General features: G+C 68.2%; 29 protein-coding genes, 1 tRNA gene and 1 pseudogene. 12 read left to right on the top strand and 19 right to left on the bottom strand.

What is annotated here, in order from left to right:
* The first annotated feature begins 94 nt into the window (after positions 1 to 94).
* Both QC826_RS00960 and QC826_RS00955 read left to right on the top strand, forming a co-directional pair.
* Positions 95 to 934, top strand: a complete 840-nt coding sequence (locus QC826_RS00960; protein WP_279764008.1) for a hypothetical protein — start codon at positions 95 to 97, stop codon at positions 932 to 934.
* A gap of 225 nt (positions 935 to 1159) precedes the next feature.
* Positions 1160 to 1900 (top strand): response regulator, encoded by a 741-nt coding sequence (locus QC826_RS00955; protein WP_279764007.1) that lies wholly within the window; start codon positions 1160 to 1162, stop codon positions 1898 to 1900.
* A gap of 34 nt (positions 1901 to 1934) precedes the next feature.
* Here QC826_RS00955 and QC826_RS00950 read toward each other — a convergent pair whose 3' ends face one another.
* Positions 1935 to 2633 carry a ribonuclease T2 family protein gene (locus QC826_RS00950; RefSeq protein ID WP_279764006.1) on the bottom strand — a complete coding sequence of 233 codons (699 nt, stop codon included), beginning with the start codon at positions 2631 to 2633 and terminating at the stop codon, positions 1935 to 1937.
* A gap of 149 nt (positions 2634 to 2782) precedes the next feature.
* Between QC826_RS00950 and QC826_RS00945 the strand changes: the two genes are divergently transcribed.
* The 3 genes from QC826_RS00945 (at position 2783) to QC826_RS00935 (ending at position 4983) form a co-directional block, all read left to right on the top strand.
* Positions 2783 to 3799 (top strand): M14 family zinc carboxypeptidase, encoded by a 1017-nt coding sequence (locus QC826_RS00945; RefSeq protein WP_279764005.1) that lies wholly within the window; start codon positions 2783 to 2785, stop codon positions 3797 to 3799.
* Positions 3796 to 4581 (top strand): alpha/beta fold hydrolase, encoded by a 786-nt coding sequence (locus QC826_RS00940; RefSeq protein WP_279764004.1) that lies wholly within the window; start codon positions 3796 to 3798, stop codon positions 4579 to 4581. The genes QC826_RS00945 and QC826_RS00940 overlap by 4 nt, the downstream gene beginning before the upstream one ends.
* Before the next feature lie 78 nt (positions 4582 to 4659).
* Positions 4660 to 4983 carry a YkgJ family cysteine cluster protein gene (locus QC826_RS00935; protein ID WP_279764003.1) on the top strand — a complete coding sequence of 108 codons (324 nt, stop codon included), beginning with the start codon at positions 4660 to 4662 and terminating at the stop codon, positions 4981 to 4983.
* A 397-nt stretch (positions 4984 to 5380) separates the two neighbouring features.
* Here the strand turns inward: QC826_RS00935 and QC826_RS00930 are convergent, their stop codons facing one another.
* Positions 5381 to 5569 carry a hypothetical protein gene (locus QC826_RS00930; protein WP_279764002.1) on the bottom strand — a complete coding sequence of 63 codons (189 nt, stop codon included), beginning with the start codon at positions 5567 to 5569 and terminating at the stop codon, positions 5381 to 5383.
* Positions 5570 to 5803: 234 nt separating this feature from the next.
* Here QC826_RS00930 and QC826_RS00925 point away from each other — a divergent pair, with 234 nt between their 5' ends.
* Entirely contained in the window at positions 5804 to 6643 is an 840-nt protein-coding gene (locus QC826_RS00925) for an undecaprenyl-diphosphate phosphatase (protein WP_279764001.1), read from the top strand.
* Positions 6644 to 6699: 56 nt separating this feature from the next.
* On the top strand, positions 6700 to 8523 hold the full coding sequence (gene recQ, locus QC826_RS00920) for a DNA helicase RecQ (protein WP_093389022.1): 1824 nt from the start codon (positions 6700 to 6702) through the stop codon (positions 8521 to 8523).
* 144 nt (positions 8524 to 8667) lie between these two features.
* On the opposite strand, the gene QC826_RS00915 is transcribed toward recQ, so the two are convergent.
* The gene (locus QC826_RS00915; protein ID WP_279766348.1) at positions 8668 to 9627 is read right to left on the bottom strand and encodes an AraC family transcriptional regulator; all 960 of its coding nucleotides are present in this window, start codon (positions 9625 to 9627) and stop codon (positions 8668 to 8670) included.
* Positions 9628 to 9838: 211 nt separating this feature from the next.
* Between QC826_RS00915 and QC826_RS00910 the strand changes: the two genes are divergently transcribed.
* Positions 9839 to 10738: a DMT family transporter gene (locus QC826_RS00910; protein ID WP_279764000.1), complete on the top strand. Its 900-nt coding sequence runs from the start codon at positions 9839 to 9841 to the stop codon at positions 10736 to 10738.
* Positions 10739 to 10841: 103 nt separating this feature from the next.
* Here the strand turns inward: QC826_RS00910 and trmB are convergent, their stop codons facing one another.
* Positions 10842 to 11528 (bottom strand): tRNA (guanosine(46)-N7)-methyltransferase TrmB, encoded by a 687-nt coding sequence (trmB, locus tag QC826_RS00905; protein ID WP_279763999.1) that lies wholly within the window; start codon positions 11526 to 11528, stop codon positions 10842 to 10844.
* 150 nt (positions 11529 to 11678) lie between these two features.
* Here trmB and QC826_RS00900 point away from each other — a divergent pair, with 150 nt between their 5' ends.
* Positions 11679 to 12185: a hypothetical protein gene (locus QC826_RS00900; RefSeq protein ID WP_279763998.1), complete on the top strand. Its 507-nt coding sequence runs from the start codon at positions 11679 to 11681 to the stop codon at positions 12183 to 12185.
* Between the two features lie 48 nt (positions 12186 to 12233).
* Here QC826_RS00900 and QC826_RS00895 read toward each other — a convergent pair whose 3' ends face one another.
* From QC826_RS00895 to QC826_RS00870, 6 genes are all read right to left on the bottom strand, one after another.
* Positions 12234 to 12533: a type II toxin-antitoxin system RelE/ParE family toxin gene (locus QC826_RS00895; RefSeq protein WP_279763997.1), complete on the bottom strand. Its 300-nt coding sequence runs from the start codon at positions 12531 to 12533 to the stop codon at positions 12234 to 12236.
* Complete coding sequence (locus tag QC826_RS00890) at positions 12534 to 12803, bottom strand: type II toxin-antitoxin system ParD family antitoxin (RefSeq protein ID WP_093389028.1); 270 nt, start codon at positions 12801 to 12803, stop codon at positions 12534 to 12536. It lies immediately after the preceding gene.
* 169 nt (positions 12804 to 12972) lie between these two features.
* The gene (locus QC826_RS00885; RefSeq protein ID WP_093389029.1) at positions 12973 to 13218 is read right to left on the bottom strand and encodes a hypothetical protein; all 246 of its coding nucleotides are present in this window, start codon (positions 13216 to 13218) and stop codon (positions 12973 to 12975) included.
* 56 nt (positions 13219 to 13274) lie between these two features.
* Positions 13275 to 13348 (bottom strand) — tRNA-Gly (locus tag QC826_RS00880).
* Between the two features lie 139 nt (positions 13349 to 13487).
* Positions 13488 to 13808, bottom strand: coding sequence for a hypothetical protein (locus tag QC826_RS00875; RefSeq protein WP_279763996.1), 321 nt, complete (start codon positions 13806 to 13808; stop codon positions 13488 to 13490).
* Between the two features lie 427 nt (positions 13809 to 14235).
* On the bottom strand, positions 14236 to 14733 hold the full coding sequence (locus QC826_RS00870) for a hypothetical protein (RefSeq protein ID WP_279763995.1): 498 nt from the start codon (positions 14731 to 14733) through the stop codon (positions 14236 to 14238).
* A 117-nt stretch (positions 14734 to 14850) separates the two neighbouring features.
* Here QC826_RS00870 and QC826_RS00865 point away from each other — a divergent pair, with 117 nt between their 5' ends.
* Entirely contained in the window at positions 14851 to 15213 is a 363-nt protein-coding gene (locus QC826_RS00865; RefSeq protein WP_279763994.1) for a hypothetical protein, read from the top strand.
* Positions 15131 to 15997: a flagellin gene (locus QC826_RS00860; RefSeq protein ID WP_409567841.1), complete on the top strand. Its 867-nt coding sequence runs from the start codon at positions 15131 to 15133 to the stop codon at positions 15995 to 15997. The genes QC826_RS00865 and QC826_RS00860 overlap by 83 nt, the downstream gene beginning before the upstream one ends.
* Before the next feature lie 113 nt (positions 15998 to 16110).
* Here QC826_RS00860 and QC826_RS00855 read toward each other — a convergent pair whose 3' ends face one another.
* The 4 genes and pseudogenes from QC826_RS00855 to hpaR form a co-directional block, all read right to left on the bottom strand.
* Positions 16111 to 16776: a DUF799 domain-containing protein gene (locus QC826_RS00855; RefSeq protein WP_279763992.1), complete on the bottom strand. Its 666-nt coding sequence runs from the start codon at positions 16774 to 16776 to the stop codon at positions 16111 to 16113.
* A gap of 1 nt (position 16777) precedes the next feature.
* Positions 16778 to 17147, bottom strand: a pseudogene (locus QC826_RS00850) (DUF4810 domain-containing protein).
* 10 nt (positions 17148 to 17157) lie between these two features.
* Positions 17158 to 17838, bottom strand: coding sequence for a CsgG/HfaB family protein (locus QC826_RS00845; RefSeq protein WP_099419147.1), 681 nt, complete (start codon positions 17836 to 17838; stop codon positions 17158 to 17160).
* 95 nt (positions 17839 to 17933) lie between these two features.
* On the bottom strand, positions 17934 to 18419 hold the full coding sequence (gene hpaR, locus QC826_RS00840) for a homoprotocatechuate degradation operon regulator HpaR (protein WP_279763991.1): 486 nt from the start codon (positions 18417 to 18419) through the stop codon (positions 17934 to 17936).
* A gap of 127 nt (positions 18420 to 18546) precedes the next feature.
* On the opposite strand from hpaR, the gene QC826_RS00835 reads away from it, so the two are divergent.
* Positions 18547 to 19488, top strand: coding sequence for a bestrophin family protein (locus tag QC826_RS00835; protein ID WP_279763990.1), 942 nt, complete (start codon positions 18547 to 18549; stop codon positions 19486 to 19488).
* A 52-nt stretch (positions 19489 to 19540) separates the two neighbouring features.
* On the opposite strand, the gene QC826_RS00830 is transcribed toward QC826_RS00835, so the two are convergent.
* The 5 genes from QC826_RS00830 to QC826_RS00810 all read right to left on the bottom strand — a co-directional run bounded on the left by QC826_RS00830 (position 19541) and on the right by QC826_RS00810 (position 25664).
* Positions 19541 to 20977, bottom strand: a complete 1437-nt coding sequence (locus tag QC826_RS00830) for a flagellin (RefSeq protein WP_279763989.1) — start codon at positions 20975 to 20977, stop codon at positions 19541 to 19543.
* A 182-nt stretch (positions 20978 to 21159) separates the two neighbouring features.
* The gene (locus QC826_RS00825; protein WP_279763987.1) at positions 21160 to 21480 is read right to left on the bottom strand and encodes a type II toxin-antitoxin system PemK/MazF family toxin; all 321 of its coding nucleotides are present in this window, start codon (positions 21478 to 21480) and stop codon (positions 21160 to 21162) included.
* Entirely contained in the window at positions 21474 to 21725 is a 252-nt protein-coding gene (locus QC826_RS00820; RefSeq protein ID WP_279763986.1) for an AbrB/MazE/SpoVT family DNA-binding domain-containing protein, read from the bottom strand. Before QC826_RS00820 ends, QC826_RS00825 begins: the two co-directional genes overlap by 7 nt.
* A gap of 92 nt (positions 21726 to 21817) precedes the next feature.
* Positions 21818 to 23431: a tetratricopeptide repeat protein gene (locus tag QC826_RS00815; protein ID WP_279763985.1), complete on the bottom strand. Its 1614-nt coding sequence runs from the start codon at positions 23429 to 23431 to the stop codon at positions 21818 to 21820.
* A gap of 4 nt (positions 23432 to 23435) precedes the next feature.
* Positions 23436 to 25664, bottom strand: coding sequence for a putative bifunctional diguanylate cyclase/phosphodiesterase (locus tag QC826_RS00810; protein ID WP_279766347.1), 2229 nt, complete (start codon positions 25662 to 25664; stop codon positions 23436 to 23438).

The following is a 25664-nucleotide window of genomic DNA, read 5'->3' as shown; positions in this document are numbered from 1 at the left end:
CGACTGGGCGCGCCGGCGTCGCTGGATCAGCAGCAGGCCCAGCGTGCTGAACACCGAGATGGCGCCGAACAGCAGGCTCTGCACGTAAAGCGCCTTGCGCCAGGGCGCGAACAGCGACCTCGAGGTCGCGGCTGACGCCGATGCGCAGCAGCTCGCCGCCGCGCGGCCCGGCCGCCAGCAGGGTGCGCTGGGCGGCCAGCCGCCGGCCGCCGCCGGCGCCGGCGTCGGGCGGCGAGAACAGCAGGGGGCGGCCGGCGCCGTCGGCGATGCTGGCCCAGACGTCGGGCGCGTAGCGCACCGAGTCGAGCAGCGCGGCGACGTACTCGGGCCGCAGGCTGGCCACCACCAAGCCGGCGAACTCGCCGCGCGGCCCGGCGACGCTGCGGTACAGGCGGATGCTGCGCCCGCCCGGCGGCGCGCTCAGGCGCAGCAGGGCCGGCTCAGGCCGGGCGGCGGCGGCGCGGAAGTGGGCGCTGGCGGCCAGGTCGGCGCCGACCTGGCCCGGCGCGCTGCTGGCGCGCACGCGGCCGTCGGCGCCGACCAGCTGGATCGGCCCGATGCCGATCAACACCTCGTTGATCAGGCGCAGCTGGGCGCCGTCGTCGGCCGCCCCGGCCGGCCGGCGCAGCACGCCGTCGATGACGCGGCCGGCCAGCGCCAGCTGCGGCGCCAGGTTCTTCTCGACGATCTCGGCCTGGATGGTGAGCCGCTCGCGCTCCTGGCTGTCGATGCGGCGGTATTCCTCGAACTGGGTGTAGGCGATGAAGCTGCCCAGCGCCAGCAGCACGGTGCCGTGGATCAGCCATTGGTGGAGGAAGTGACGGTTCTCGGTCTTTTGCGATACGCTCATGGTGCTGCCCTGGGACGGCCGCCGCGCCGGCCCGCGACGCGGGGCGGCGGGCGCCGGGCGGCAAGTGTAGGCGGCGGCGCGTAAAGGCCGGGCAAAAATATAGATGCCACGTGTAAATATTTAGTAAACGACGGCAATATCGGCGCCGCCCCGGCGCGCCCCCCGGGCCGCCGCGCCGGCCGCCGGCGCGCCGCCTTTACGCCGCCTTTACGCCGCCGGGCCGCCTTTTTAGACGGTGTTTACGCCGGCCTTGCTAAGCTTGCCCCAGGCCGCAAGGCGCCGCCGGCGCCGTCCTCCAGGAGTCCCGCCATGCCATCGACCGCCCCACCGCCCGCCGCCGCGCCTGCCACCACCGCGCCGGCCACCACGGTCCTGCTGGTCGAGGACGAGGCGCAGATCCGCCGCTTCGTGCGCGAGGCGATGGAGCAGCAGGGCTGGCGCGTGGCCGAGGCCGGCGCCGTGCTGCCCGGCCTGGCCGCCGCCGGCACGCTGGCGCCCGACCTGATCGTGCTCGACCTCGGCCTGCCCGACGGCGACGGCCACGCCTTCCTGGCCGAGCTGCGCCAGTGGTCGTCGACGCCGGTCATCGTGCTGTCGGCGCGCAGCCACTGCGGCGACAAGATCCGCGCCCTCGACGCCGGCGCCGACGACTACCTGGCCAAGCCCTTCAGCATGGCCGAACTGCTGGCGCGCGCCCGCGCCACGCTGCGCCGGCAGCGCCAGGCCGGGCGGCGCGAGCCGGCCGGCCTGGTGCGCTTCGGCGACGTCGCCGTCGACCTGGAGGAGCGCCACGTCAGCAAAGCCGGCCGCCGGGTCCACCTGACGCCGACCGAGTACCGCCTGCTGGCGGTGCTGGCCGGCCAGGCCGACCGCACCGTCAGCAACCCGCGCCTGCTCAGCGCCGTCTGGGGGCCGGTGCACAGCGAGGACGGCCACTACCTGCGCGTCTACATGGGGCAGCTGCGCCACAAGCTGGAGGACCAGCCGGCGCAGCCGCGCCACCTGCTCACCGAGACGGCGGTCGGCTACCGGCTGGCGCTGGCCGGCTGAGGCGCGGACGCCCCGTCCGGCCGGCGCCCGCCCCTCAACGCACGCTGGGCAGCAGGAAGGAGTCCTGGCCGCAGCTGCGGTTGGAGCGTTTGAGCTCGTCGGCCGAGCAGCTCAGCGAGGCGCCGTCCTTGGCCCAGCAGGCGTGCAGCTCCCGCAGGAAGCGGCCGCCGCCGCTGCAGAAGGGCAGCACGGCGTGCGCCGCCAGGCCGGGGTTGGCGCGCTGGAAGGCGGCGCCGAACTCGGCGTTGGTGACGCGCACCGGCGCGCTCGGCGCCTGGAACTGCGGCGGGATCGCCAGCTGCTTCTGCAACTTGGCGCTCAGCTCGAAGTAGGCGGCCGGCTCCAGGCCGGAGCAGGTGCCGTGCTTGGGCCACTCGTGGCCGATCAGGCCGGGCGAAGGGAACAGGCCGGCGTACTTGGCGCGCACGGCGGCCGGCAGCGGCTGCGTCGAGCAGCTCTGCGGATAGCCCGTCTGCCACTGCGGCCACAGGCCGTGCAGCACGAAGCCGAGGCGGCGTCCGCTGGCGCACTGGTGCGGGTCGTTGCGGGTGGCGCAGAACGAGGGCGACCAGCTCAGCGCCACGGCGTAGTAGTCGAACTGGCCGGGCTGGCCGTCGACGCCGGCGCCGCCGCCTTGCTGCTGCGGCCGCCTGGCCTCGGCCGCGCCGCCCAGCGCCAGCAGGGCGATCAACAACAGTTTGCCTAGACGCGATACGGACTGGGGCGTGGACATGGTGCTACTCCTCATTGAACGGGACGACGGGGCCGGATGGCGCAGGGGCGATTCTACCGCGCCACGGTGGGCTGCGGCGCGGCAGGCAAAACAGACAAGCGCCGGGCAAGCGGCTACACTGGCAGACACCTCCTTTTTGCGCCGCCTCCATGTCCGAGAAGAACCTGCCCGAGCTGATCGCCCTGAAGCGCCTGATCGACGCCGGCGCCGGGCATTTCCAGGTCGACACGCCGTGCACCGTGGCCATCGACGGGCGCCGGTTCCCGGTCTACTCGCTGGCCATCGGCAACCCGGACCCGGCGGTGCCGGCGCTGGGCTTCTTCGGCGGCATCCACGGCCTCGAGCGCATCGGCAGCCAGATCATCCTGTCCTTCCTCGAAAGCCTGCTGGCGCGGCTGCGCTGGGACCACACGCTGCACCAGCAGCTCGAGTCGCTGCGGCTGGTGTTCATGCCGCTGGTGAACCCGGGCGGCATGTGGCAGGCCACCCGCTGCAACCCGCAGGGCGTCGACCTGATGCGCAACGCCCCGCTGTCGGCCGTCGAAAAGGTGCCGTTCATGCTGGGCGGCCAGCGCTACAGCCGCCACCTGCCCTGGTATCGCGGCGCCGCCGGCGCGCCGATGCAGGCCGAGAGCCGCGCCGTCTGCCAGCTGGTCGAGCGCGAGCTGCTGCCGCGCCGCTTCAGCATGGCGCTCGACTGCCACTCCGGCTTCGGCCTGCGCGACCGCATCTGGTTCCCGCACGCCCACACCCGGGTGCCGATCGCCCACCTGGCCGAGGTCGGCGCGCTGGAGGAGCTGTTCAGCGAGAGCTACCCCAACCACAACTACGTGTTCGAGCCGCAGAGCCGGCAGTACCGCACCCACGGCGACCTGTGGGACTACCTGTACCTGAACGGCACCGCCGACAACGACCGCGTGTTCCTGCCGCTGACCTTGGAGATGGGCTCCTGGCTGTGGGTCAAGAAGAACCCGCGCCAGTTGTTCAACCGCGTCGCCATCTTCAACCCGACCGCCACCCACCGCCTGCAGCGGGTGCTGCGGCGCCACCTGGTGTGGTTCGACTTCCTGATGCGCGCCAGCGCCAGCCACGCGCGCTGGACGCCGCAGGGCCACGCGCGCAAGGACCAGCAGCACCGCGCGCTGGCGCGCTGGTACGGCGCATGAGCAACTGGGTGCTGCTGCGCGGCCTGATGCGCGAACAGCGCCACTGGGGCGGCTTTCCCGCCCTGCTGGCGCGGGCGCTGCCGGACGCCGTGCTGGCCACGCCCGACCTGCCCGGCAACGGCACGCGGCACCGCCTGCGCAGCGCGACGCGGGTGGCCGACATGGTCGAGTTCTGCCGCGCCGAGCTGCGCGGGCGCGGCCTGGCGCCGCCCTACCACCTGCTGGCGCTGTCGCTGGGCGGCATGGTGGCGGTCGAGTGGGCCGCCAGCCATCCCGGCGAGCTGGCCGGCTGCGTGCTGCTCAACACCAGCATGCGGCCGTTCAGCCCCTTCCACCAGCGGCTGCGCTGGCAGAACTACGGCGCCATCGCCGCCCTGCTGCTGCGCGGCGGCGCCCGCCGCCAGGAGGAGCTGATCCTGCGCCTGACCAGCCGCGACGGCCCGCGCGCCGAGCTGCTGGCGCAGTGGCTGGACTACCAGCGCGAGTTTCCGGTGGGGCGCGCCAACGCGCTGCGCCAGCTGCTCTCGGCGGCGCGCTACACCGCCCCGGCGGCGCGCCCGGCGGTGCCGCTGCTGGTGCTGGCCGGCGCCGGCGACCGCCTGGTCGACCCGCGCTGCTCGCAGCGCCTGGCGGCGGCCTGGCGGGCGCCCTGCCGCATCCACCCGGACGCCGGCCACGACCTGCCGCTCGACGCCGGCGCCTGGGTGGCGCAGCAGGTGGCGGACTGGCTGGCGCGGCCGGCCGCGCCCACCGAGCGGGACGCCGACCTGACCGGCGATTGAGCCACCGGCGCGGCGCACGGCGCGGGCGAGGGCGAGGGCGGACGCACTGGACGCGGCGGGCAGCCGAAGCCGGGTAGAATGGCGCCCTGCCCGCCGCGCCGCTGCGGCGTCGCCGGACCACACCATGAACACTGCCCTCCCCCCGCCGCCTGCCGCCCCGGCTGCGGCGCCTGCTGCACCGCCCCGTCGATCTCCAGCGCCATCCCCGGCATGCCCGACGGCAAGCCGGCCGGCGTGCGCTGCGTCCAGCTGGCCGACGACAACCGTTGCCTGATCTTCGGCCGCCCCGAGCGGCCGGCCTGCTGCGCCGGCCTGCAGGCCTCGGCCGAGATGTGCGGCGACAACCGCGAGCAGGCGCTGCTGTGGCTGGGCCAGCTCGAGCGCGCCACCGCGCCGGCCTGAGCCCAGCAGGCATAGCGCGGCCGACTACTTCACTGGCGGACGCCTTCTAGGTTTTCGATTGCGCCCCATGGCGCTGCGTTTCACCTGTGCGTCGAGATATTCTTGCCCTGACAGCATTTTCTGGCCCCGGGGCAGAAACCACCCTTCCACACAACTATTGTCACGCAACGCAATCTGCACATGCGTCTCCTTGTGAAACCCAGACTTTGGCGCCACTTCACCGCCTTATAAGCGAACATATACGCTCACTCAATGTCACCCTCAAAGAAATAGGCACCCGACCCCAGCCAGTCGTAAGGATTGTGACTATGGTCGAGATGCGCAAGTCGGCCGCACACCAAATCATCCCGCGTCGTGATATCGCATCCGTGGTAAGCGAGGAGCAGCTGACCGGCAATCACTTGTAGACGCGTGTGAGCTTGCCGCTTGCGGTGACGATACCGGCACGCAGTACGGCCTTAGCGGCTGCCTGTGACGACATGGCGTAGGGATTCGCCACCTTGCTCTGCGCTGGGCCAACTTCGCGGCGGCCAGATGTGGGAGCGTCCTTGTGCGCGGCGTTCACTTTCGGTTTCAGGGTATCCATTGTTTTATTCTCCCACAACACCACAAGTGCCGCAAATTTAAGCAATCAAGAACATGGCCAAATATGATGTAAGAAAATCCTCAGCGCCGCGCTGCAGCGCACAAAAATCCACCCCGCTTGTGCCCGATTGATGAACGCGGCGCCCCGGCATGGTAAGCTGCGAACCCGCGCAGCACGCGGCGACGCGCCCGGCTGTTTCCCGTCCCCATTTAGTACGTGTTAGAACAATAATTCATGGATATCATTCTCGCGCTCAAGGCCCTGGTCATGGGCTTGGTCGAAGGCTTCACCGAGTTCCTGCCCATCTCCTCCACCGGCCACCTGATCCTGGCCGACAGCCTGCTCAACTTCCAGGGCATGGAGGAGAAGATGAAGGTGTTCGAGATCGTCATCCAGGCCGGCGCCATCTTCGCCGTCTGCTGGGAGTACCGCGAACGCATCCGCAGCGTGCTGCGCGGCCTGTTCAGCGACGCCAAGGCGCAGCGCTTCGCCGTCAACGTCGGCATCGCCTTCGTGCCGCTGGCCGCCCTCGGCCTGGTGTTCGGCAAGGCCATCAAGGCGGTGCTGTTCAAGCCGGTGCCGGTGGCGCTGGCCTTCATCATCGGCGGCGTCATCATCCTGCTGGTCGAGCGCCACGCCAAGGCCAATCCGGTGGCGGTGCGGGTCCACTCGGTCGACGACATGACCACGCTCGACGCGCTGAAGATGGGCATCGCCCAGGCCTTCGCCCTGATCCCCGGCACCAGCCGCTCCGGCGCCACCATCATCGGCGGCATGATGTTCGGCCTGTCGCGCAAGGTGGCCACCGAGTTCTCCTTCTTCCTGGCCATCCCGACCCTGCTCGGCGCCACCGTGTATTCGCTGTACAAGGAGCGCGCCCTGCTGTCGGCCGCCGACCTGCCAATGTTCGGCATCGGCACCGTGGCCGCCTTCGCCTCCGCCTTCCTGTGCGTGCGCTGGCTGCTGCGCTACATCAGCAGCCACGACTTCACCATCTTCGCCTGGTACCGCATCGTCTTCGGCCTGGTGGTGATCGCCACCGCCCACTACGGCCTGGTGGTCTGGGTCGACTAAGGCCGGCTAACGGCCGGCCCCGCGGCCGGCCAACCAAAGTAAAGAGTTAGAAGCATATGAACGAGCAGGACACCTCAGCGCGCGCGCTGCACCAGCTGCAGACCGTCTTCGGCTACCCGGCCTTCCGCGGCCAACAGGCGCAGATCGTCGAACACGTCAGCAACGGCGGCGACGCCCTGGTGCTGATGCCGACCGGCGCCGGCAAGTCGCTGTGCTACCAGATCCCGGCGCTGCTGCGCGACGGCGTCGGCGTGGTGGTCTCGCCGCTGATCGCGCTGATGCAGGACCAGGTCGACGCGCTGGCCGAGGTCGGCGTGCGCGCCGCCTTCCTCAACTCGACCCAGACCTACGAGGAGGCCAGCCGCATCGAGCGGCTGGTGCGCACCGGCGAGATCGACCTGGTCTACGTCGCCCCCGAGCGGCTGATGACCGAGCGTTGCCTGAACCTGTTCCAGAACTCGAAGATCGCCCTGTTCGCCATCGACGAGGCGCACTGCGTCTCGCAGTGGGGCCACGACTTCCGCCCCGAGTACATCAAGCTGTCGATCCTGCACGAGCAGTTCCCCGACGTGCCGCGCATCGCCCTGACCGCCACCGCCGACCAGCAGACCCGCGCCGAGATCGCCGACCGCCTGCAGTTGAACGACGCGATGCAGTTCGTCTCGTCCTTCGACCGGCCCAACATCCGCTACCAGATCGTCGAGAAGGGCAACGGCCGCAAGCAGCTGCTCGACTTCATCACCAGCGAGCACGGCGGCGACTGCGGCATCGTCTACTGCCTGTCGCGCAAAAAGGTCGAGGAGACCGCCGAGTTCCTCAACGAGAACGGCATCCGCGCGCTGGCCTACCACGCCGGCATGGACCACGCCAAGCGCAGCAAGCACCAGTCCCGCTTCCTGCGCGAGGAGAACATCGTGATGGTCGCCACCATCGCCTTCGGCATGGGCATCGACAAGCCGGACGTGCGCTTCGTCTGCCACCTCGACCTGCCCAAGAGCATCGAGGGCTACTACCAGGAGACCGGACGGGCCGGCCGCGACGGCGCCCCGGCCGACGCCTGGATGGCCTACGGCCTGCAGGACGTGGTGCTGCAGCGGCGCATGATCGACGAGTCCGAGGCCGACGAGACCTTCAAACGCGTGCTCGGCACCAAGCTCGACGCCATGCTCGGCCTGTGCGAGACCTTGAGCTGCCGGCGCGTGCGCCTGCTCGACTACTTCGGCGAGCAGTCCTCGCCCTGCGGCAACTGCGACACCTGTTTGATCCCGCCGGTCTCCTTCGACGGCACGGTGCCGGTGCAAAAGCTGCTGTCGGCCATCTACCGGGTCGACCAGCGCTTCGCCGCCGGCCACACCATCGAGGTGCTGCGCGGCGTCGAGACGGAGCGCATCAAGACCTGGCACCACGACTCGCTGTCGGTGTTCGGCATCGGCGCCGACCGCAGCGAGCAGGAGTGGCGCGCCATCCTGCGCCAGACCATCGCCCTCGGCCTGGTCACCGTCGACCACGAACAATACAGCTCGCTCAAGCTGACCGACGCGGCCCGTCCGGTGCTCAAGGGCGGCCAGAAGGTGCAGCTGCGCCAGTACCAGAAGCCGGTCAAGCAGAAGCGCCCGACCACCGCCTCGAAGGGCTACGTGGAGACCGACCTGTCGAACTCCGAGCAGGCCATCTTCGACAAGCTGCGCTGGTGGCGCGTCGAGACGGCGCGCACCCACAACGTGCCGGCCTACGTGATCTTCGTCGACGCCACCCTGCGCGAGATCGCCAAGGCCAAGCCGACCTCGCTCGGCGAGCTGCGCGGCGTGTCCGGCGTGGGCGAGAAGAAGCTGGCCTCCTACGGCGACGAGATCGTCGCGATGATCGCCGAGATGCTCTAGGCCCGCGGCCACGGCGCGGGATGCCCTCAATTCAAGGCGCCGGCGGCGCCCACACCATACCCAAAGGCGGAGAGCCAGGGTCAGACCCTAGGGTCTGACCCTAGGTTTGCGCCGCTGGGTTTTCTTGGCTTAGCTGGATTAGGGTCAAAACCCGCCGGGTCCAACCCCGGTTTGGCTTTGGAGTGGCGCTGCGACACCGAGAATGCCCCGATAGCGGCTGGGCGGCACGCCGACAGCGTCGCGGAAGCGGTGGCTGAAGTGGCTCAGGTCGGCGTAGCCGCAGGTGTCGGCCACCTGCTGCAGCGGCAGGGCGCCGTCCCGCAACAGCAAACGCGCGCGGTCCAGCCGGCGCGCCGCGATCCACGCCGACGGCGGCATGCCGAAGGAGATGCGGAACATGCGCGCCAGGTGGAACTCCGACAGATTGGCCTGCAGCGCCAGCATGCCCAGCGTGATGCCGCCCCCAAGATTGTGCTCGATGTAGTCGGCCAGCCGGCGCCGCACCAGCGGCGCCAGGCCGCCGCGCGGGCGGCCGTCCTGGCGCTTGTGCGCCGACTGCGACTGCAGCAGCTCGCTCAGCGTGGCGTGCGCCAGCTCGTTGGCGCGCAGCCGGTGGTCGGCGCCGTCCCAGGGCATGGCCACCAGCGCCTCGCACAGGCGGCCGATGCGGCCGTCCTCGAAGTAGGTGCGGTCGGCCAGGGTCAGCTCGCGCGGCTCGCGGTCCAGCTCCACCACGGCGCGCCGCGTGAAGTGCTCCGGCATGAAGTACAGGTGCAGGAAGCGCAGCGGGCCGCGCACCATCCAGCTCGACTCGTGCCAGTCCGGCATGGTGCACAGCAGGCGCGGCGCACCGTACAGGCCGGGCCGCTCGCCGCGCGAGGTACGGTAGCCGCCGCCCATGTAGTAGGACAGGGTGTGGTGGCCAGGCTGCTTGTAGTGGGTCTGCGCCTCGCGCGTGTCGCGCTGCCAGATGGCCGCCGCCAGGCCGTCGCCCAGCACGGCGAAGCGCTCCAGCGTCGCCTCGGTCGAGGCCATGGTGTTGAACACGGCGTGGGCCAGCGCGCCGGCGGCGACGTGGTTGTTGTTGGTGGCGGCGCTCGGCATGGCTGGGCGGATGGTCAAGGAAGTGGCCGAGGGTGGCAAAAAGAGACGGCCAAGTCTAGCACGGCGCCGGCCCCGCCCCGGCGCGCCGGCGGCGAAAAGCGCAAGCCTGGACAAGTGCGGCGAGACTGCGCAAGCCCAGACAAGCGGCGCCCGCCGCGCCGCGCCACACTGGCCGCACCGCTGCCACGCAGCCCGTCTAGGTGCCGATGCAATGAACGTTTTCCTCTACCTGCTCACCGTGCTGATCTGGGGCACCACCTGGATCGCCATCACCTTCCAGCTCGGCGTGGTGCCGGCCCCGGTGTCGATCGCCTACCGTTTCTGGCTCGCCAGCGCCGTGTTGATGGCCTTCCTGCTGCTGCGCCGCCAGCCGGCGTGGCCGCCGCGCCGGGCCTGGCGCTACCTGCTGGCGCAGGGCGTCTCCCTGTTCTGCTGTAACTTCCTGTGCTTCTACTACGCCAGCCAATGGGTGCCCAGCGGCCTGGTCGCCGTGGTGTTCTCCACCGCGCCGCTGTGGAACGCCATCAACGGCCGCCTGTTCCTCGGCCGCGCCATCCGGCCGCAGGTGATGCTGGGCGCCCTGCTGGGATTGGCCGGCATCGCCCTGCTGTTCCTGCCGCAGATGCAAGGCCACTGGCACGACGGCGGCATGCTGCTCGGCCTCGGCCTGGCGCTGCTCGGCACGCTGTGCTTCTCTTGCGGGAATTTGCTGTCGAGCCGCATGCAGGCACTCGGCCTGACGCCGTGGCTGACCAACAGCTGGGCCATGCTGATCGGCGCGAGCATCCTCGGCGCCGCCGCGCTGGCGCTGGGCATGCCGTTCGCGCCGGCGCCGGACGCGCGCTACCTGTCCTCGCTGCTGTACCTGGCGCTGGTCGGATCGGTGGTGGGATTCACCGCGTACTTGCTGTTGGTGGGACGGATCGGGCCGGACCGGGCGGCCTACTCGACGGTGCTGTTCCCCGTCGTCGCGCTGACCCTGTCGACCGTCTACGAAGGCTACCGTTGGACGGCGCCGGCCTTCGCCGGCCTGGGCCTGGTGTTGGCGGGGAACCTGCTGGCCTTCCTGCCGCTGGGCGCGCACGCCGGGCTGAAGCCGGCCGCCGCCTGAGCGGCATTGTGCGAAGCGGCGCCGGCGGCTACCAAACCCAAAGGGCGCAGAGCCAGGGTCAGACCCTCAGGGTCTGACCCTAGATTTGCGCCGCTGGGTTTTGTCAGCCAGGCTTCTTGAGGAAGACCAGATCCCAAACGCCGTGGCCCAGCTTGATGCCACGGTTTTCAAACTTGGTCAGCGGGCGGTAGGCCGGCTGCGGCGCGTAGCCCTCGACGCTGTTCTGCAGGCCGGCTTCGCCGCCCAGCACTTCCAGCATCTGCTCGGCGTACTCCTGCCAGTCGGTGGCGCAGTGCAGATAGCCGCCCGGCGCCAGCTTCTCGGTCAGCAGCTTGACCAGCGGCGGCTGGATCAGCCGGCGCTTGTTGTGGCGCGCCTTGTGCCACGGGTCGGGGAAGTAGATGTGCACGCCGTCCAGCGAAGCGTCCGGGATCATGTTGTTCAACACCTCGACGGCGTCGTGCTGGATCAGGCGCAGATTGGTGATGTCCTGCTCGCCGATCTGCTTGAGCAGGCTGCCCACGCCCGGCGTGTGCACCTCGACGCCGATGAAGTCCTTCTCCGGCATCGCCTTGGCGATGTGCGAGGTGGTCGCGCCCATGCCGAAGCCGATCTCGAAGATCACCGGCGCCTTGCGGCCGAAGGCCAGCTCGTAGTCGAGCGGCGCCTTCACGTAGGGCAGCATGAACTTCGGTCCCAGCTCCTCCAGCGCGCGCGCCTGGGCGATCGACAGGCGGCCGGCGCGCGTGACGAAGCTGCGGATGCGGTGTTCGCTCGGGTCGTATAACATCGGCCGCGCTGGGCCGTTGGCTGGGGTATCTGAGGACATGGGATCGAGAGGGGAATCTGGCTAGGGACGCTATTATACGTTATGCCGTTTTGCATGGTCTAGCCGGCCACTTGCGCTAAGATAGCGTCCTTTCGACCTAGCGGACCTGTCATGAACCACCTGATTTCCCTCGTCATCATCCTGCTCACCGGACTGGCGGTGTACGCGATCCTCAGGAGCGGCCCGGCGCGGCCGGCCGCGCCGCCGCCGCGCGCCGGCGGCCCCTACATCCCCTCGCTGCCCGACACCAGCCCGGTGCGCCACTGGTCCGACGGCGGCCGCTTCCTGGTCGAGGTGAGCAGCGAATCGCGCTACCAGGCCGCCATCGGCGAGCTGGCCGGCGAGCACGGCGCGCAGGGCGCCAGCGCGCCCTACCAGGCGGTGCTGCTGCCGGACGACCACAACCACTACGAGGACAAGGCGGTGGCGGTGTTCATGGCCGGCCGCATGGTCGGCTACCTGGCGCCCAAGGACGCGCTGCGCTTCCGCCAGCGCCTGGCCGCCGCCGAGCTGGCCGGCCAGCCGACCACCTGCGACGCCATGGTGCGCGGCGGCGGCGACTGGCAGGGCAAGCGGCTGGCGTATGTGGTGGTGCTGGATGTGGAGCCGTTCGAGTAGCACCGGCGAGACGAGCATGCTGCGAGGATGCCTAACACTTTCTACGGATTAGTCATCCTGGTGAAATTGGGCATCAATATCGCGCGCGCCATGAAGTACCCGGACCACTTCGATACCGTCAACAATCGCAACGTAAAAGATCATGTAACGCTCGAACGGGAAGCTTTGCAAATCCGCAAGTAGCTCACCGCGACGCCGACCTAGACCTGGCCGCCCGGCCAGTACTTGGAACTTCGCATCGAGCCGGTCCAGAAAAGCATCTGCCCGCGCCTCGCTGTCTTCGGCGATGTAGTCCCAGATCTCGGCAACATCGGCGCTGGCACGCGGGCGCAGCCGCACCACCGGCATTTAAGCCTCGCCGCCGCTCTTCGCCTTGCGCCTGGCGCGCCCGGCGTGCTTCAGGGCTTCCGCATCCCACGCAACAGCTGGGCCGCTGTCCAGTCCGTCCTGTATTTCCTGTCGCAACTGCGCGAGCCGAGCCGCCCGCAGTTGGTCCTTCTCCTCCATCAGACGCAGAGCTTCCCGCACGACCTCGCTAGCCGACGTATACAAGCCGGACACAACTTTTTGTCGCACCATTTCCTCCAGCTGCGGAGTCAGATTGATATTCATCGCCATGGCATGCCCTTCGAACTCATTGTCCTCACAATTGTACTAGCCTTGGCAATCTTTGCCATATCTTGATCGTCATGGCCATGCCTCGCGCAAGGACAAAGGCAAGTAGGCGGCTGGCTGGCGTATGTGGTGGTGCTGGAAGTGGAGCCGTTCGAGTAGGACCGGCGTCGAATCAGGCCTGGTAGAGGTGGTTGACCATGTACAGCTGAAGAAAGAAACTGGCACCGGCGAACAACATGGGGAAGGCCGACAGCAGACGGTCCCGTGTGCGCCGGTGCCGATCTTCGCGCCGCCCCTGCGCATACGCCTTGACGCCAAAATAGAAGCCCAGCGGCGGCAGAATGAAGATCGTCACCATGAACACCAGCGTCGGGTAGGAAACAAGCGTGCAGAGGATCGATGCCGTGGCGAATCGCATTGGACTTCCGAAGTGGCTGGGCTGGAGACTGCGGGCCGGGATAACGAACGCTGTCCTGGAGCGGGTGAAGGGAATCGAACCCTCGTCGTAAGCTTGGGAAGCTTCTGCTCTACCATTGAGCTACACCCGCGATAGGCGCATTCTACGCGGCTTTCCTCAATGTTGACAACGTTTCTGAGTGGCCGCTGTGATCGAAAGTGTGATGGCCGACTTCACCGAGGTGTGATGGCCGAGAAGATATGGAATACAGATAATGCTAAGAAAGCTTGTTAATCTATAAGTTGGCCTCGAAAATTTGACGGTACTACATCGCCTGGCCACTGCAGATCATTTTTTCCCTTATCGCGGCAAAACTTATTTAACACGAATTTCCCAAATTCTATTTCCCGGCAAGCCCATATCTTGGCACCGCTATGCACAAAATAATCCCAAGCCACTGCGTTCGGTAGAGTCGTATTTTTCTGTTGATTAGTTGTATCGGGTGGGGTATTTTTATTCTCGACTTCGCTGCTATTTTCTTCTTGAGCAACCGAACTAGCACAAGCAGTGATAAAAAAAACGATGGATGACAGATAGATTAATTTTGACATAAATATTTCTTCGTTTCCTGAATCACTAGTCTGAAGACTAGTGATTATAAATTATAGATTAGAAATGTCCATGGACAGGTTGGTGTGGCTGTCCGACTATAATAGCATGTTCATCTGTGTGGAAACTGTTAGTGGAATCAGCTGGCGTATTGGCGAGAACGTTAGTTCCATCCCCATGTTGATGATTATGGGAAAACGAGTGCGATTCCTTTCCCATTTCTTGTTGGTAAGGGACATTTTGCCAATGACTTGCATCGTGCCTTCCTGGTGCTGTCGAAGGAAGAATAAGGATATTGCCCACGGGCATTATTCCACCGCCACCCGATGCGCCCGCTCCCCAACCCATGGCTGGAGCAGTCTTTTCAGCGAGTATTCCATTATATGTGCCGCTAACGGTATGCGTGCCATCTAAATTTTTTTGGGTAAATTACCCATTTGCACTATGTTCAGTTGAATTCTCGACATAGATTTTCTCTTGGGTAACAAGTTGATAATTTCCGCGAGTTGGCTCACCCAGTTCAAGTGCGATTTGCGTTTCGAAAGCTGTGGCTTGATTTTCGTCCATTCCTAATACATGCGCGATCTCATGCGCTAACGCCATCGCAGGGGATTGTATGCCGGCTTTGTAATCTGCTGAGTAAACCTGATGAGCAAGGTTGGGGTCCCAGTCAATCTGAGGTGTTGAACCATCGGAAGGAACCAGCGTCGAGTCTGAATTAGTATGATTAACAGCAACGGTGAAATCATATGCTCTAAGGACGGTGGCCGCAGTTTGGCTGTCTTTAAGAGAATTAATCGCTATAGCCGTGTTGATCATATCTGCTGATGTTGGTGAACCATTTACCTTCCACGGCGGACGGCGCGCAGCGCGCGCCGCCGGCCGGCCGCGCGGCGCCCCGTCCCGCCGCGCCTTGTCGCCGATCAACCGCAGGATGGCCGAAAACCACGGTAAAACTATTACTCTTGGTTAACATCTTGTACAATGTGGCGACCACCGCCACCGCCCGATCCCGGCCCGATCCGACCCGCGTCAGACGCCCCCATGCTGAGCCTGCACACCAACACCGCCTCCTTGTCGGCACTCTCCTCGCTCGGGCGCACCGAGGGCAGGATGGCGCACGCCATGACGCGGCTGGGCACGGGCTACCGGGTCAACTCGGCGATGGACGACGCCGCCGGGCTGCAGATCGCCACCCGCCTGTCGGCGCAGAGCCACGGTATGGCGGCGGCGATGGGCAACATCCAGAAGTCGCTGTCCATGCTGCAGAGCGCCGAGGGCGCGCTCGACGAGAGCGGCAATATCCTGGTCCGCATGAACGAACCTGGCCATCCAGGCCGCCGACGGCTCCACCACGAACGCCGACCGCACGGCGCTGCAGGCCGAGTTCACCGCGCTGAGCCATGAGCTGAGCCGTATTTCCAGCAACACCAGCTTCGGCGGCGCCGGGCTGCTGCTGGGCGACACCACGGTGGAAAAAGCCAACGTGGTCGCGGCCAGCACGGCCGCCGCCGCCGCCAGCGGCGCCGCCGCCGCCGCCTTGGCGAACGCCCAGAACAACCACAACGCCGCGCTCGCCGCCGACCAGGCCGGCTCGACGGCGGCGACCCGGGCGGCGCTGGCCGCCGCCGCCGGCGCCATCGTCGGGGCCAGCGCCAACGCCGCCGTGGCCAGCGCCGCCGCCCTCGACGCCCAGCAGTACGCCACCGCCGTGGCGGCGGTGACGGCGGTCGACGGGGTCTTCTCGAAGGCGGTCGATTTCCAGATCGGCGCCTCGGGCCAGGAGGTCATGACGGTCCGGCTGACGGCGCAACTGGACGCCATGCACCTCGCCCTGCACGGCGCCGCCAGCACCTACGACACCTTCGGCGTCGACCGGCCGGGCGCCGGCACCGACCTGGTGATCGCCAGCGCGGCCTCGGCCAGCATCAACAAGCTGCAAGGCGCGATCGACGCCGTCGCCGGCGTGCGCGCCAGCCTGGGCGCCAGCGCCAACCGCCTGGGCCACGCCGACAACAACCTGGCCAATATGCGCGGCAACACCCGCGTCGCCATGGGCCGCGTGATGGACACCGACTTCGCCCAGGAAAGCGCCAACATGCTGTCCCACCAGATGTTGCTGCAGGCCGGCGGCACGGTGCTGCGCCAGGCCAACAGCATCTCGTCGATGGTGATGTCGCTGCTCGCCTAGCCGGCGCGGCGCGCCCGCCGCGCCAAAACAAACAGGGGGCGGCCGGATGATCCGGCCGCCCCCTGCGCGTTCGCGGCGCCGGCGCCCGCCGGGCGCCGTTGCGCCTGTTCCGTCTATTCCTTCAGGTATTTTTCCGAACGCGGACCGTACAGCAGGCCGCCGGCGCCGCCGGCCGACAGCAGGCGGTTGCTGGCCACGCCGGCGATCGGATGCGAGGCGTCGGTGGTGCTGTGGATGATCTGCTTGACCGCCGCCGTCACCAGCGCGCCGATCAGGCCGCCGGGGTTGCTGTTGTTGCCGCCCTCGTTGCTGTTGGCGCTGGCCTCGCCGCTCCACAGCACGGTGCCGGTTTTCAGGTCGACCAGCTTGGCCTCGGCCGTCACCGTCACCACGCTGTTGAGCACGGTGTAGCTGGCGCCGTAGTTCTTCACGGTGACGTACAGCGCCGCGTCGGCGCCGAAGATCTCCTGCAGCTTCTTGCTGCCGACGGCGTGGATGTCGGCCGCGTTGCTCAGGCCGTTTTGCTTGAAGGTCTCGTCGACCAGCGCCACCGGCATCACGTAGTAGCCGGCCTCGGCCAGCGGGTAGCTGACCTGGGCCAGCATGCTGTAGGTGGCGTTGACGTCGGGCGAGTTGTTCAGCGGCGGCAGCACGACGATCGAGCGCGGCTTGGCGGCCTTGAAGGCGGTGTAGTCGAACGGCGCCTTGGTGGCGGCGCAGCCGACCACCAGGGCCAGCGGCGCCAGGATGGCGCTCAGTTTCAGGATGCGTGTCGGCATATTATTTCTCCACCTTCTTGGTGTTTTTCAGCAGGAAGTCCATGTACGCGGCCGACTCGGGGAACAGCTTCTTCTCGTCCTCGAACTGGGCCACCACCTGGTCCTGCTTGCCGGTCAGCGAATACAGCAGGCCCAGGTGGGCGTGGTAGCCGGGCGGCGCCGTGGCGCCCTTGGCGCTGATGGTTTGCAGGTTCGTTCTCCAGCACGGCGATCTGCTGGTCCGGGCTCTCGCCCTTGAAGTGCTGGTACACCTGGGGCTGGTAGCCCTCCCATTGGTACAAGCTCTTGGGCGCCGTCTGGCAGCCGCTCAGGACCAGGGTGGCGGCCAGCGCCGCGGCCAGCGCGGCCGGTTTGTTCAGTGTCAGTGTCATCGTGGTCCCCTTATTGTTTGCGGACGGTCATGGCGCCGCCCTCGACGCCGGCGACCAGGCGCTCGACCGCCTCGCGCACGGCCAGGTCGAGCACCTTGCCGTTGAGCGTGGCGTCGTAGCTGGCGGTGCCGCCGAAGCCGAGCACCTCGCGGTTCGACAGGCTGTACTCGCCCGCGCCCTGGCTGGAGAACACCACTTCCGAGGTGGCGATGTTGACCACGTTGAGGGTGACCTTGGCGTAGGCGACCTGGGTCTTGCCGCGCCCCATGATGCCGAACAGCTGGTGGTCGCCCACCTCCTTGCGGCCGAACTCGGTGACGTCGCCGGTGACGACGAAGTCGGCGCCCTTGATGGCCTGGCCCTGCTTCTTGAACTCGGCTTCCTGCTTGAGCTCGGCCATGTTGTCGCGGTCGAGCACGTTGAAGCGGTTGCTCAACTGCAGGTGGGCGATCAGGATGGTCTTGGCCTGGCTGCCCAGACGGTCGACGCCGTCGGAGAAGATGCCGCGCATGAAGCTGGAGCGGTTGTCGAACTTGCCGACGGCGACCAGGCTGCGCGCGCCGGCGTAGGGCCGGGCCGCGCTGGCCACCGTGGGGACCACCAGGGCCTGCGAGCTTTCCGTCGCGCACCCCGCCAAAACCGACGCCAGCAGCGCCGCCGCCAAGGCCGCAGCCGTTTTTTTCTTGTCCATGCCCATCCCAATATTAAATAAAGTCTAACTATTATACTGGAGCAACAAGAAAAAAGTTACCTTGAGGAATGAATATTTTCTCTAGGCAATAATGACTAGACCGGCGGCGCGGCCGGCGCGGGCGCCGGCGGCGGCGCGGCGGCCGCCAGCGGCAGGCCGGCGGCGCGGTTGAACTCGTCGAGCGCCGCCAGCAGCCGGGCGAAGGCGTCGCCGCCCCAGGCCTGCTCCATGCGCGCGTATTGCTGGTCGATCAGCGGCCCCATCCGCGCCAACAGCGCGGCGCCGGCCGGCGCCAGGCGCACCATGACGCGGCGCTGGTCGAGTTCCACGCGCTGGCGCGCCACCATGCCGACCTCCTCCATCCGCGCCAGCACGCCCGACAGGCTGGGCGCCAACATCTGGCACAGCTCGACGATCTCGCGCGGCTCGAGCTCGGCGTGCTCGTCGAGCACGCGCAGGATGCGGTACTGCTGCTCGGTCACGCCGAACTGGTGCAGGATGGGGCGGAACTGCGCCATCAGGGTGTCGCGCGCCTTCAGCAGGCGCTGCGGCAGGTTCGGATAGTGGATCTGGTGCGGCACGGCGCTCTCCCGGTGGCGCCTGTCTGGCCAGGCTGGGCCGATTATACCGCTTGACTCGTTAATATATTAATGATTTAATCGTTCACATATTAACGAATTCCTTGAGGTATATCATGGTTGAACCGGCATGATTGTGCGCGACCGCCCGTCGGGCCTGCGGCTGTTCCTGTTGTTGCGCGGCTCGGTGCTGCCGCGCATCCTGCCCAGCCTGATCCTCAACACCCTGCTGGCCACCCTGGTCACGCTCAGCCACGGCGACCTGTTCAAGCTGAAGATCACCCTGACCACCATCCCGTTCAGCATGATCGGCCTGCCGCTGGCGATCTTCCTCGGCTTCCGCAACAACGCCGCCTACGACCGCTACTGGGAGGCCCGCAAGCTGTGGGGCGAGTTGGTGCTGCGCGGGCGCAACCTGTCGCGCCAGTGCCAAAGCCTGATCGGCGGCGGCCCGCCGGCCCACGCCAGCCTCGGCCTGGACGACGTGCGGGTGCGCATGGTCTACCGCAGCATCGCCTACGTCTGCGCGCTGCGCGACCTGCTGCGCGGGCAGGACCGCGGCCACGAGTACCGCTGCTATCTGCGGCCAGAGGAGGCGCGCGCGCTGGCCGGCGCCAGCAACAAGCCGGACCGCATGATGCTGGCGATGGGCGCCGACCTGCGCCACTGCCTCGAGCAGGGCCGCCTCGATCCCTGCATCGCGCCGGCCATCGACGCCACCATCTCGGCGATGGTCGCCTCGGCCGCCTCCTGCGAGCGCATCAAGAGCACGCCCATCCCCTTCTCCTACACCCTGCTGCTGCACCGCACCGCCTACCTGTACTGCTTCCTGCTGCCGTTCGGCCTGGTCGACACCATCGGCTTCATGACCCCCTTCGTGGTGGCCATCGTCGCCTACACCTTCTTCGGCCTGGACGCGGTCGGCGACGAGATCGAGGAGCCCTTCGGCACCGAGGACAACGACCTGGCGCTCGACGCCATCTGCCGCTCGATCGAGATCGGCCTGCGCGAGAGCCTGGGCGAGACCGAGCTGCCGCCGCAGATCGAGCCGCGCAACTACTGCCTGAGCTGAGCGTCCGCCGCGGCGCGGTTTTGCCGCGCTCGCGGCGGCGGCCGGCGCCGGGCTAGCGCAGCAGCTGCAAGGCCTGGTTGGGCAGCAGGTTGGCCTGGGCCAGCATGGAGGCGCCGGCCTGCTGCAGGATCTGGGCGCGGGTCAGCTGCGCCATCTCGCTGGCGTAGTCGGTGTCGACGATGCGCGAGCGTGCCGCCGACAGGTTCACCACGCGGTCGAGCGCAGCGGCGTGCGCCGCGTCCAGCCGGTTCTGCAGCGCGCCCAGGCCGGAGCGGATCGTGCCGATCTCGTCGAGCTTGGCGTCGATGTAGCCCAGCGCGGCGGTGGCGCCGGCGAAGCTGCTCAGGTCGATCGGCGGCTCGCCGCTGGAGGTGGTCGCCTCGATGTGCACGGTGGCGCCGTTCGGCGTGGCGCTGGTGCTGCCCGGCGCCAGTCCGGCCAGGGCGGGATGGCTGCCGCCCACGGTGAGCGAGTGCTGCTTGAGGTCGGCCGTGTCGAGGATGTTGACGCTGCCGCGCGTGGTGCCGGTCGGCAGGCCGAGCAGGCCCCAGTTGGCGCCGGCCAGGTCGATGTCGCGGCCGTCGGCCGCCGTCAGCGTCAGCGTGCTGCCGTTGACGCCGGCCGCCACCCCGGCGCCGGCGCCGTTGATGGCGTCGGCCGCGCTGAGCGCCAGCGCGTTGGCGTTGGCGCCGTTGATGGCGCCCAGCGCGACGCCGTTGACGCTGATCGTGGCGTTGCCGATGGCGCCAGCGCCGCCGGCGAGGCCGGCCACGCTGGTGCTGGCGCTGGCGCCGACACCAGGGACGTTGGCGGCGTTGACGGCGTTGGCCACCGCGTAGGCGCTGGCCGCCGACTGGCCAGACGCCGCGCCGGCCACCGAGGCGCCGACCGCCACGCCGTTCAGCGTCAACGCGCCGGCGCCCAGGGCGCCGGCCACTGCCCCGCTCAGGTTCACCTGCAGCAGCGGCAGGTCGGCCATGCCGTGGCCGCTGTGGCGCTGCTGCAAGGCGGCGCCGACGGTCAGCCCGACGACGTCGCCGACGTTGGCGCCCACCTGCAGCTGGGTGTTCAGGCTGCCGTCGATCAGCCTGGCCTGGTTGAAGCTGGTGCTGTCGTTGATCTGGTAGTTGGCCGCCACCAGGGCGTCGACCTCGGCCTGGATGGACTTGCGGTCGAGGGCGTTGTTGCTGCCGTTGGCGGCCTGCACGGCCAGCTCGCGGATGCGCTGGAAGTTGTCGACGATCTGGCCCAGCGCGCCCTCGGCCACCTGGGCCAGCGAGATGCCGTCGTTGATGTTCTGCGCCGCCCGGTTGCTGCCGCGTATGCCGGCGCTGAAGCGCTCGCCGATCGCCAGCCCGGCCGCGTCGTCGCGCGCAGAGTTGATCCGCAGCCCGCTGGAGAGCCGCTGCAAACTAACGCTGAGCTCGTCACCGGAGCGCCGGTAGTGGCGCTGCGCGTTCAGAGACGGGAGGTTGCTGTTGATCTGCATGCGGCGGTCTGGGGCTGGCGCGCTTCCTGTTTGGTCCGGCACGACGGGCGCACGGATGCCCGCTCGTCGTACCTGTAACGGCAGAAAACGGCAAATTCTTTAACCACGGCAACAGAAACCCCGGGCGAATGGCGCGCAGTGAGCGCCCACTCCGAATCGGTGGCATGCCAGTGCGCCGTTGCTCAGGGAGCGAACAATTCGCCGAGTACGCGCAAGGTGCTGAGCAGGGTGGCGTCCGACACCTTGCCCAGTCGACTAAGCAAGCGGGAGCGGTCCAGAGTGCGCAATTGGTCCAAAAGAATCAAGCCTCGTTTGCGCTGAAACACCAGCGGGACGCGATAAGGGGCGGCATGCCCGGCGGTGGTCATCGGCGCGACGATCACGGTACGCTGGAAGTCATGGATTTCGGGCGGCGAGATCACGACGCAAGGCCGGGTCTTCTGGATCTCGCTGCCGATCGTGGGGTCCAGCGTGGCCAGCCACACCTCGCCGCGCTTCACCACTCCAGCGACCGGTCGGCCTCGTTGCCGCACTCCGGCCACTCCAGACCATCGGCGCCGGCGTCGGCGATGCGCTTGCTGGCCTCGGCCCAGCCTACGCGCACCGGACGCGGCGTTTTGCGGATGACGATGGCGTCGTCCACGACGGCCAGGTCGACCTCGCCCAATTCGATTCCGGCCTGCGCCAGAACCGGCTCGGGAATCAGCACGCCTTGCGAATCGCCAATTTTTTGCACTAGGATTTTCATCCGCCCTCCACCAATTTGATCGAGAATGCCGCCGGTTCAGACTATACGCAATTGAGCGGCTGCGCAACGGGTCGGGACAAAGGCGTGGCGGCCTACCCGGCCGGCAGGGCGAGGCGGGCGCGCGCCAGCGCCAGCGCGCCGGCGTCGAGCCGGGCGGCGGCCTGGCGCAGGTATTTGCCGGCCGCCGCGCCGGCGCCGTTGCGCTCGGCCATGGCCAGCCACAGGTAGGCCTGGCCGGCGTCGGCCGGCGCGCCCTGGCCGCTCAAATACATCAGGCCCAGGTTGAACTGGGCGCGGCCGTGGCCCTGGCGCGCCGCCTGCAGATACCAGTCGTGCGCCAGCGCGTAGTCGCGCGCCAGGCCCTGGCCGTTGTCGTGGCGCAGGCCGAGGGCGAACTGGGCCTGGGCGTGGCCCTGCCCGGCGGCCTGGCGATACCAGGCGGCCGCCTGCAGCGGATCGGGCGCCGGCCCCTCGTCGTCGTCGTGCAGCAGGCCCAGCTTGAACTGCGCGGCGGCGTAGCCCTGCTCGGCGGCGCGGCGGAACCAGGCCAGCGCGGCGCGCTCGTCGCGCGCCACGCCCTGCGCCGTCTCGTAGCGCAGGCCGAGGTCGAACTGGGCGCGCAGGTGGCCCTGCTCGGCCGCCCGGCGCAGCCAGTCCAGCGCCGCGGCGCCGTCCTGCGCCACGCCGTCGCCGGCCTCGCACAGCAGCGCCAAATGGTATTGCGCCGCCGCGAAGCCCTGCCCGGCCGCCTTCAGATACCAGCGCGCCGCCTCGACCGGGTCGGCCGCCACGCCCTGGCCGTGCTGGTGGCGCAGGCCGACGTTGTGCTGCGCCGCCGCGTGGCCCTGCTCGGCCGCCTTGCGGTAGCAGGCCAGCGCCTTGGCGTCGTCGCGCGGCACGCCCTGGCCGTTGTCGTAGATCAGGCCGAGGTTGAACTGCGAGCTGGCGTGGCCCTGCTCGGCGGCGCGGCGATACCACAGGATGGCCTTCTGGCTGTCCTGGGCGATGCCCTCGCCCTTGTCGAAGCGCAGCGCCAGGTTGAACTGGGCCGGCGCGTAGCCCTGCTCGGCGGCCTTGCGGAACCAGGCGATGGCCTGGCCGGCGTCCTGCGGCACGCCCTGGCCGTTGTCGTAGCGCAGGCCGAGGTTGAACTGGGCCCGCGCGTAGCCCTGCTCGGCGGCCTTGCGATACCAGGCGATGGCCTGCCTGAAGTCCTGCGGCACGCCCTTGCCGGTGTCGTACATCATGCCCAGGTTGTTCTGCGCGCCGGCGTCGCCCTGCTCGGCGGCCTTGCTGAACCAGCGCATGGCCTGCTCGCTGTCCTGCGCGATGCCCTGGCCCTTGGCGTACAACCAGCCCAGGTTGTACTGGGCGGCGGCGTAGCCCTGCTCGGCGGCCAGCTGGTACCAGCGCGCCGCCTCGGGGAAGTCCCGCGCCACGCCCTGGCCCTTCTGGTACATCACGCCGAGGTTGTACTGGGCGTGCTCCAGACCGGCGGTGGCGGCCTGGCGATACCAGTCCAGCGCCAAGGCGTAGTCCTGGCCTACGCCCTGGCCGTTGAAGTACATGAAGCCCAGGCTGTGCTGGGCGTTGGCGACGCCGCGCTCGGCCAGCGCCTTCACGCGCAGGAATTCGGCGGTGAAGCCGGCCGCCGCCGCCGGCAAAACGGCGGCGTCGGTGCTGGCGGCGGCGCGGGCGTCCGGCATGGCTTCAGGCCTGGATGGCGACGCCGGCCAACCGCGGCGCCGGCGCGTGCAGCAGCGGCGCGCTGTCGCCGGCCTGCTGCTGCAGCACGCCGATGAAGTTCGACAGCGAGATCGGCCGGTGGTAGAAGTAGCCCTGCATGGTGGTGCAGCCGTGCGCCTGCAGGTAGCGCGCCTGCAGCGCCGTCTCGACGCCCTCGGCCACCAGGTGCAGGCCGAGGCCGCGGGCGATCGAGATGATCGCCAAAATCACCGGGTAGTGGCCGTGCTCGTCGTGGATCTCCTTGACGAAGGACTGGTCGATCTTGATGGTGTGGATGGGGAAGCGGTGCAGGTAGGACAGCGAGGAGTAGCCGGTGCCGAAGTCGTCGATCGCCACCGACACGCCCAGCTGGCACAGCTTGTTGAGCTGCTCGATGGCGTACTGCGGGTTGCGGATGCAGATGTTCTCGGTGATCTCCACCTCGATCTGCGCCGGCGAGATGCCGTAGCGGGTCAGCGCGCCGCGCATCTTCTCGAAGAAGTCGCCGCGGTCCAAATACTGCGGCGACAGGTTGAGCGACAGGCGGATGGCGTCGCCGCCGGCGGCGTTCCACAGCAGCAGGTCGCGGCACAGCGCGCCGAGCATCCAGTCGGAGATCGGCAGCATCAAGCCGTTCTCCTCGGCGAAGGGCAGGAACTCGCCGGCCGACAGCAGGCCGCGCTGCGGATGGTTCCAACGCATCAGGCCCTCGGCGCCGATGATGCGGCCGGTCGCCACGTCGACCTGCGGCTGGTAGTACATCTCCAGCTCGTTCTGCTCGAGCGCCTTGCGCAGGCTCTGCTCGAGCGCGATCTTCTGGTGCGACACGTCGAGCATCGAGTTGTGGTAGAAGCTGTGGCCGTTCTTGCCCAGCGCCTTGACCTGGTACATGGCGATGTCGGCGTGGCGCAGCAGCTCGTCGATGCTCTCGCCGTCGCCCGGGTAGATGGCGATGCCGATGCTGGCCGAGATGTGCACCTCGTGGCCGTCCAGGTCGAACGGTTGCTGCAGGCTCTCGAGGAACTTGTCGGCGATGGCCTTGGCGTCCTGCCGGTCGCGCAGCTCGGGCAGCACGATGGTGAACTCGTCGCCGCCCTGGCGCGCCAGCGTGTCGCCGCGGCGCAGGCATTCCTTCAGGCGCAGCGCCACCTGCTGCAGCAGCTCGTCGCCCTTGACGTGGCCCAGCGTGTCGTTGACCAGCTTGAAGCGGTCGAGGTCGACGAACATCACCGCCAGCTCGCTCAGCTTGCGCTTGGCCTGGATCACCGCCAGGCCGAGGCGGTCCTTGAACAGCATGCGGTTGGGCAGGTCGGTCAGGATGTCGTGGTAGGCCTGGTAGGAGATCACCTCCTCGGCGCGCTTGCGGTCGGTGATGTCGCGCGCCACGCCGTAGATGCCGAAGAACTCGCGCTGGCGCGGCTCCTGCTCGGGCTGGTGCACGCCGATGGCGTTGAGCGCGATGGTCATCAGGGTGTTGCTGAAGGTGCGCTCGTGGCCGCCGCCCTTGGCGTCGCCGCCGCACTTCAGGCGCAGCTCGACGCTGCGCGAGGCGCGCGCGTCGCCGCGCCGCTCGCTGAACACGTAGCGGGCGCGCTCCCGGTCCTCGTCGTGCACCAGCAGCGAGTAGTGCTTGCCGATCAGCTCCTCGCGCGAGAAGCCGAGCAGCTGCTGGACGCGGTCGTTGACGAAGGTGAAGCGGCCCTCGTGGTTCAGGGTGTAGATGATGTCCGGCGAACTGTCGACCAGGTAGCGGTACATCTTCTCCGAGTTCTCCAGCTGCGAGGCGATGCGCGCGTTGTCCTGCGCCAGGCGGCGCTGCGACAGCGCGTTCTGCACCGTCTTGAGCAGCTCCTCGCGGCTGTAGGGCTTGCGCAGGTAGTCGTAGGCGCCGCGCTTGAGGGCGCCGATGGCCGCCTCGATGCCGACGTCGCCGCTCATCACGATGACGTCGCCCTCGATGCCGCGCTCGTTGATGAAGTCCATGATCTGGTGGCCGCTCATGTCGGGCAGGCGCAGGTCGAGCAGGATCAGGTCGAACTTGAGCCGGTTCAGCTGGGCCAGCGCCTCGCTGCCGCAGGTGGCCGTGACCAGCTGGTAGTCGCGGTCGCGCAGCAGCTCGTAGAGCGAGGACAACAGGCGCGGCTCGTCGTCCACCAGCAGCAGGCGCGGGCCGCCGTTGGCGTGGCAGGCCGGCGCGGCCGGGGTCATGTCCAT

This window comes from Rugamonas sp. DEMB1 (genome assembly GCF_029834475.1).
GTDB lineage: Bacteria > Pseudomonadota > Gammaproteobacteria > Burkholderiales > Burkholderiaceae_D > Rugamonas > Rugamonas rubra.
Note: the sequence above shows the minus strand (reverse complement) of the source record. Positions and strands in the feature narration are given on the sequence as shown.

Bases quoted from the DNA above. Each gene is read 5' to 3' on its own strand.
- QC826_RS00890 (WP_093389028.1), bottom strand. From the start codon at position 12,803: ATGGCGATGAATATCAATCTGACTCCGCAGCTGGAGGAAATGGTGCGA.
- QC826_RS00815 (WP_279763985.1), bottom strand. From the start codon at position 23,431: ATGCCGGACGCCCGCGCCGCCGCCAGCACCGACGCCGCCGTTTTGCCG.
- QC826_RS00910 (WP_279764000.1), top strand. From the start codon at position 9,839: ATGAACGTTTTCCTCTACCTGCTCACCGTGCTGATCTGGGGCACCACC.
- recQ (WP_093389022.1), top strand. From the start codon at position 6,700: ATGAACGAGCAGGACACCTCAGCGCGCGCGCTGCACCAGCTGCAGACC.
- QC826_RS00915 (WP_279766348.1), bottom strand. From the start codon at position 9,627: ATGCCGAGCGCCGCCACCAACAACAACCACGTCGCCGCCGGCGCGCTG.
- trmB (WP_279763999.1), bottom strand. From the start codon at position 11,528: ATGTTATACGACCCGAGCGAACACCGCATCCGCAGCTTCGTCACGCGC.
- QC826_RS00845 (WP_099419147.1), bottom strand. From the start codon at position 17,838: ATGGACAAGAAAAAAACGGCTGCGGCCTTGGCGGCGGCGCTGCTGGCG.
- QC826_RS00935 (WP_279764003.1), top strand. From the start codon at position 4,660: ATGGCGCCCTGCCCGCCGCGCCGCTGCGGCGTCGCCGGACCACACCAT.
- QC826_RS00855 (WP_279763992.1), bottom strand. From the start codon at position 16,776: ATGCCGACACGCATCCTGAAACTGAGCGCCATCCTGGCGCCGCTGGCC.
- QC826_RS00950 (WP_279764006.1), bottom strand. From the start codon at position 2,633: ATGTCCACGCCCCAGTCCGTATCGCGTCTAGGCAAACTGTTGTTGATC.
- QC826_RS00925 (WP_279764001.1), top strand. From the start codon at position 5,804: ATGGATATCATTCTCGCGCTCAAGGCCCTGGTCATGGGCTTGGTCGAA.
- QC826_RS00865 (WP_279763994.1), top strand. From the start codon at position 14,851: ATGCTGAGCCTGCACACCAACACCGCCTCCTTGTCGGCACTCTCCTCG.
- QC826_RS00940 (WP_279764004.1), top strand. From the start codon at position 3,796: ATGAGCAACTGGGTGCTGCTGCGCGGCCTGATGCGCGAACAGCGCCAC.
- QC826_RS00900 (WP_279763998.1), top strand. From the start codon at position 11,679: ATGAACCACCTGATTTCCCTCGTCATCATCCTGCTCACCGGACTGGCG.
- QC826_RS00885 (WP_093389029.1), bottom strand. From the start codon at position 13,218: ATGCGATTCGCCACGGCATCGATCCTCTGCACGCTTGTTTCCTACCCG.
- QC826_RS00820 (WP_279763986.1), bottom strand. From the start codon at position 21,725: ATGAAAATCCTAGTGCAAAAAATTGGCGATTCGCAAGGCGTGCTGATT.
- QC826_RS00830 (WP_279763989.1), bottom strand. From the start codon at position 20,977: ATGCAGATCAACAGCAACCTCCCGTCTCTGAACGCGCAGCGCCACTAC.
- QC826_RS00895 (WP_279763997.1), bottom strand. From the start codon at position 12,533: ATGCCGGTGGTGCGGCTGCGCCCGCGTGCCAGCGCCGATGTTGCCGAG.
- QC826_RS00810 (WP_279766347.1), bottom strand. From the start codon at position 25,664: ATGGACATGACCCCGGCCGCGCCGGCCTGCCACGCCAACGGCGGCCCG.
- QC826_RS00875 (WP_279763996.1), bottom strand. From the start codon at position 13,808: ATGTCAAAATTAATCTATCTGTCATCCATCGTTTTTTTTATCACTGCT.
- QC826_RS00835 (WP_279763990.1), top strand. From the start codon at position 18,547: ATGATTGTGCGCGACCGCCCGTCGGGCCTGCGGCTGTTCCTGTTGTTG.
- QC826_RS00955 (WP_279764007.1), top strand. From the start codon at position 1,160: ATGCCATCGACCGCCCCACCGCCCGCCGCCGCGCCTGCCACCACCGCG.
- QC826_RS00930 (WP_279764002.1), bottom strand. From the start codon at position 5,569: ATGGATACCCTGAAACCGAAAGTGAACGCCGCGCACAAGGACGCTCCC.
- QC826_RS00945 (WP_279764005.1), top strand. From the start codon at position 2,783: ATGTCCGAGAAGAACCTGCCCGAGCTGATCGCCCTGAAGCGCCTGATC.